The sequence below is a fragment of the Pseudomonas sp. SDO5591_S426 genome, from assembly GCF_054070755.1.
In genome coordinates, this window is sequence record NZ_JBSVXD010000277.1 from 1 (window position 1) to 5,502 (window position 5,502).

Below are 5,502 nucleotides of genomic sequence, written 5' to 3' on the forward strand. Positions count from 1 at the left end.
CGCATTGCCTTGTAGGAGCTGCCGCAGGCTGCGATCTTTTGCTTTTTACGTCCCGCATGACCCGGCACCGCCAGGCAAACGGATTGATGCCCTCGCTGCGGGTAAACATGTGGCAGAAGTGCGCCTGATCACAGAAGCCGCACTCCAGGCTGATTTGCGTGAGGCTCTGGTCCGTGTGCTGGATCAACAGCTTGGCGCGGGCGATACGTTGCTGGCGAATCCATTCCTGAGGCGAGAGGCCGGTGCTGGATTTGAAGGCGCGGGAGAAGTGGCTACGGGAGAGGGCGCAGGCCTGGGCCAGTTCGGTCACCTCCAGGCTGTCGCCGAGGCGTTCGAGGATCAGTTGTTTCACCAACCGTTCGCGCTGGGGGCTGAGGCCGCCGGCGCTTTTTTTTGGCGCTTCAGTGACTGTCGCGCGGGCGGCGTTTTGCTGGAAGTGAGCCATGGCGAATGTCCGTGTCGGTAGGCTTCATTCTTGAATTCGAAGGCTCTGGCATGCGAGTTAAACGTTGTTAATTCCATGGTGGGTGCGGGTAGTCTTGAGTAAAGTCAGACACAATCGTCACCCTCGCGCCTGGCTCAATACACAAGGAACCCGTGCCTATGAACCGAAACGATCTGCGCCGCGTCGACATGAACCTGCTGGTGATTTTCGAGTCGCTGATGTTCGAAAAGAACCTGACCCGCGTCGCGGAAAAACTGTTCATGGGCCAGCCGGCGGTGAGTGCCGCTCTCGGCCGGTTACGCGATCTGTTTGATGATCCATTGCTGTTGCGCAACGGCCGGGCCATGGAGCCAACGGCCCGGGCGCTGGCGATTCTCAAGGAGCTGCAACCGGCGATGGACGTGATTTCCGGTGCGGTCAGCCGGGCCAAGGAGTTCGATCCGACCACCAGCTGCGACGTGTTTCGCATCGGGCTGTCGGATGATGCCGAGTTCGGTTTGTTTCCGCCGTTGTTGCGCCAGTTGCAGGAAGAGGCGCCGGGGATCGTGGTGGTGGTGCGTCGTGCCAATTACCTGTTGATGCCGGCGTTGCTGGCATCTGGGGAGATTTCCGTGGGTGTGAGCTACACCACCGATTTGCCGGCGAATGCCAAGCGCAAGAAACTGCGCGACATTCCCTGCAAGGTGTTGCGCGGCGACACCCGACCGGGGCCGCTGACGCTGGACGAATACTGTGAGCGGCCGCATGCGATGGTGTCGTTTTCCGGCGATCTGAGCGGCAACATCGACCTGGACCTGGCCAAGGTCGGGCGTCGTCGCCGTGTGGTGCTCGGCGTGCCGCAGTTCAGCGGCTTGCGCGCATTGCTCGCCGGGACCGAGATGATAGCCACCGTGCCGGATTATGCGGCATGCGCATTGGTCGAGGGATGCGGTTTGCGCGCTGAAGACCCGCCGTTCGAGATTGAGGCAGCACAGTTGTCGATGGCCTGGAGCGGGGTGCACGACAATGATCCGGCGGAGCGCTGGTTGCGCTCGCGGATCAGTCAGTTCATGTCGGTGTCGCTGGAGATTCCTGAGCCTGCCTGATTTGATCTTGCGGTCTACTGGGAACGGATTTTGCGAGTGTACTGCGAACCTGTGGGAGCTGGCTTGCCAGCGATGGCTATGTGTCAGGTGTCCGGGATTTTTGACTGAGTACATATCCATTTCTGCGGTAACGGCTGCTTATGGTTTCGCCCTTACGGCGACTCACTTTTTTGACAAACGCCGGAATGCCGGCCCAGCTAAAAAGTAAGCAAAAAAGCGCTCGCCCCTTACGTACGGCCCTCGCTAAGGCTCGGGGTTCCTTCGCTCCGGCATTCATCCGGGGGCATCGCCTCCGGTCTGCTTCGCGACGACCTCCTCTCGATGTGTGCGGCTTCGCCGCACGGCGCTACGCGCCCACCCCCGGATAAACGCCTCCACTCAGCCTGCCGATGGGGCGGGTGGATCAAGATCAAGAGCGGCAGGCGAGCTAACGCTCGGCCTGTTGAGTGGTGAAGAGCTTGGGTGTACGCCGATCCACTGTGGGAGCCAGCCTGCTGGCGATGGCTATTTTCAGGCGGCCGGGATTTTGCGAGTGTATTGCGAACCTGTGGGAGCTGGCTTGCCAGCGATGGCGGCCTCCCAGCCGACCAAACTCTGACGGATGTACCCGTTCCCACAGAGGGCTATGTTGACAAGCAGACCTCGACTCACGCTCAAAAAAGAGCACGTACATCCAATTTTTTCTTCCCGCGCCCCGGCACTCTGAATGCTCGTTTCGCCGGAGCCTTGCGTGATGTCTGATACCAATCCACTTGAACCAACCAGCCCCGGAGCTGATGAAGTCGTGACCCTGATCGTCAAGCATCGGGTCAAGGTTGGCTTCGAAGTGCCTTACGAAGCCTGGTTGCGCAACATCGTCAAAGTCGCCGGGCAGAATGTCGGGCATTTGGGGGTGGATGTGGTGCGCGGCAAAAGCGCCGGCCTCGATATGTACACCTGCGTGCTACGCTTTTGTTCTACCGAGGCGATGCAGCGTTGGCTCGATTCGCCGCAACGCCAGGCGCTGGTCGACGAAGCCGCGCCGATGCTCGCCGATGGCGACCAGACCGAGGTCAATCCGGTCAACGAGTTCTGGTTCTCGCCTCAGGCCGAGGACGGCTCGCCATCGCCGCGCTGGAAGCAGGCCGTGGTGACGCTGCTGGTGATCTTGCCGCACACGCTGCTGGTGCCGCTGATCTGGGGGCCGCTGCTGCGGCTCAATGCCTTCCTGTCCAGTTACGTGGTCGCCACGTTCCTGATCACCCTGACCATCGTGCTGTCGGTGGTGTATGTCTTCATGCCCATGGCGACGCGTCTGTTCGCGCCCTGGCTGTCCGCCTCCCATTTGCCAAAGGAAACGCGATGAACGCCGATCTGATTCTGTTCAATGGCCAATTTCATACCGTTGACCGCGAGAACCCGTTCGCCACTGCCGTGGCGATCAGCAAGGGTCGTTTCGTCGCGGTGGGGAACGACGCCGAAGCCATGGCGTTGCGCGGCGCGAATTCGCAGGTGATCGACCTCAAGGGCCGTTGCGTTATTCCCGGTCTCAACGACTCGCACCTGCACTTGATCCGTGGCGGTTTGAACTACAACCTCGAATTGCGTTGGGAAGGCGTGCCGTCGCTGGCCGATGCGCTGCGCATGCTCAAGGACCAGGCCGATCGCACGCCGACGCCGCAATGGGTGCGAGTGGTCGGTGGCTGGAACGAATTCCAGTTCGCCGAAAAACGCATGCCGACCCTCGAAGAACTCAACCAGGCCGCGCCGGACACGCCGGTGTTCGTCCTGCACTTGTACGACCGCGCCTTGCTCAACCGTGCCGCACTGCGAGTGGCCGGTTATACCCGCGATACGCCGAACCCGCCGGGTGGTGAAATCGTTCGAGATGCCAACGGCAATCCGACCGGCATGCTGGTGGCGCGTCCCAACGCGATGATTCTCTACTCGACCCTGGCCAAGGGGCCGAAGTTGCCGCTGGAATATCAGGTCAACTCGACCCGTCAGTTCATGCGCGAACTCAATCGCCTGGGCCTGACCAGCGCCATCGATGCCGGCGGCGGCTTCCAGAATTATCCGGACGATTATCAAGTGATCGAGCAGTTGGCCAAGGATGAGCAACTGACCGTGCGCATCGCCTACAACCTGTTCACCCAGAAGCCCAAGGAAGAGCTGAGCGACTTCAAGAACTGGACCGGCAGTGTGAAGTTGCATCAGGGCGACGATTACCTGCGGCACAACGGTGCCGGGGAAATGCTGGTGTTCTCGGCGGCGGATTTCGAGGACTTCCTGGAGCCACGTCCGGACCTGCCGCAAAGCATGGAAGACGAACTGGAGCCGGTGGTGCGCCATCTCGTCGAACAGCGCTGGCCGTTCCGTTTGCACGCCACTTACAACGAATCCATCAGCCGCATGCTCGACGTGTTCGAGAAGGTCAACCGAGACATTCCGTTCAACGGCTTGCCGTGGTTTTTCGACCACGCCGAAACCATCACCCCACAGAATATCGAGCGGGTGAGGGCGTTGGGCGGTGGCATCGCGATTCAGGATCGCATGGCGTTCCAGGGCGAGTACTTCGTCGAGCGCTATGGCGCGAAAGCCGCCGAGGCGACGCCGCCAATCAAGCGCATGCTCGCCGAAGATGTGCCAGTGGGCGCGGGCACCGATGCCACGCGGGTGTCGAGTTACAACCCGTGGACCTCGCTGTACTGGATGGTCAGCGGTCGCACCGTTGGCGGCATGGAGTTGCATGCCGAAGGCTTGTCGCGGCAAACCGCGCTCGAACTGTTCACCCATGGCAGCGCCTGGTTCTCGTCCGAGCAGGGCAAGAAGGGCCAGATCAAGGTCGGGCAACTGGCTGACGTCGCGGCGTTGAGCGCGGACTTTTTCAGCGTCGATGAAGAAGCGATCAAGTGGATCGAGTCGGTGTTGACCGTGGTCGGCGGCAAGGTGGTGTACGCCGCCGGTGACTTCGAAAAACTCGGGCCGGCCAGTGTGCCGGTGCTGCCGGACTGGTCGCCGGTGGCGAAAGTGCCGGGACACTGGCGGCCGAACGCACCGTTGCAGGCGCAGGTTCACCAGTGCAGCGGGCCGTGCGCGGTGCATTCCCACAGCCATGAACGGGCGCGTCTGTCGAACGCGCCGGTCAGCGATTTCGCCGGTTTCTGGGGCGCCTTCGGTTGCTCGTGCTTTGCCTTCTGACGAATACAAAAAAGCGCTGGCGGTCAGCGTCAGCGCTTCAAGTCACAACCATCCACCAAGGAGTTTCACATGAGCAACGTTCCTTACAAGCGCCTGAACAAAGACGATGCAGTGGTGCTGCTGGTCGATCACCAGACCGGCCTGATCTCGCTGGTGCAGGATTTCTCGCCCAACGAATTCAAGAACAACGTGCTGGCGTTGGGTGACATCGCCAAGTTCTTCGAACTGCCGACCATCCTCACCACCAGTTTCGACAGCGGTCCGAACGGCCCGATCGTGCCGGAGTTGAAGGCGCAGTTCCCGGACGCGCCGTTCATTGCCCGCCCCGGCCAGATCAACGCCTGGGACAACGCCGACTTCGTCAAAGCGGTAAAGGCCACCGGTCGCAAGCAATTGATCATCGCCGGTGTAGTAACCGACGTATGCGTGGCGTTCCCGACCCTGTCGGCGTTGGCCGAAGGTTTTGACGTGTTCGTGGTGACCGATGCTTCCGGCACCTTCAACACCACCGTGCAGCAAGCTGCATGGGCGCGTATGTCGGCGGCCGGTGCACAACTGCTGAACTGGTTCTCCGTGGCCTGCGAGCTGCAAGGCGACTGGCGCAACGACATGGAAGGCCTGGCCAACCTGTTGTCGGAACGTATTCCGAACTACCGCAACCTGATCAACAGCTACACCACGTTTACCGCCAAGTAAGCGTTCGGCTGTCGGCTTCGGCCGGCACCCTTGAAAAGATCGCAGCCTGCGGCAGCTCCTACAGGGAAACGCATTCCAATGTAGAAGCTACCGCAG

5 protein-coding genes are annotated in these 5,502 nt (G+C 61.0%); 4 read left to right on the forward strand and 1 reads right to left on the reverse strand.

The window, feature by feature from the left end:
- Nucleotides 1-445 (reverse strand): helix-turn-helix domain-containing protein (locus ACW9JC_RS28400; RefSeq protein WP_457459192.1); only part of this gene is annotated, 445 nt, incomplete at its 3' end.
- A 158-nt stretch (nt 446-603) separates the two neighbouring features.
- Between ACW9JC_RS28400 and ACW9JC_RS28405 the strand changes: the two genes are divergently transcribed.
- The 4 genes from ACW9JC_RS28405 to ycaC all read left to right on the forward strand — a co-directional run bounded on the left by ACW9JC_RS28405 (nt 604) and on the right by ycaC (nt 5,406).
- On the forward strand, nt 604-1,530 hold the full coding sequence (locus ACW9JC_RS28405) for a LysR substrate-binding domain-containing protein (protein WP_457459194.1): 927 nt from the start codon (nt 604-606) through the stop codon (nt 1,528-1,530).
- 733 nt (nt 1,531-2,263) lie between these two features.
- Nucleotides 2,264-2,875, forward strand: coding sequence for an antibiotic biosynthesis monooxygenase (locus ACW9JC_RS28410; protein ID WP_457459196.1), 612 nt, complete (start codon nt 2,264-2,266; stop codon nt 2,873-2,875).
- A complete protein-coding gene (locus ACW9JC_RS28415; RefSeq protein ID WP_457459198.1) occupies nt 2,872-4,710 on the forward strand; it encodes an amidohydrolase in 1,839 nt (612 codons plus the stop codon). The genes ACW9JC_RS28410 and ACW9JC_RS28415 overlap by 4 nt, the downstream gene beginning before the upstream one ends.
- Before the next feature lie 69 nt (nt 4,711-4,779).
- Entirely contained in the window at nt 4,780-5,406 is a 627-nt protein-coding gene (gene ycaC, locus ACW9JC_RS28420) for an isochorismate family cysteine hydrolase YcaC (RefSeq protein WP_338585977.1), read from the forward strand.
- The last annotated feature ends 96 nt before the right edge of the window (nt 5,407-5,502 follow it).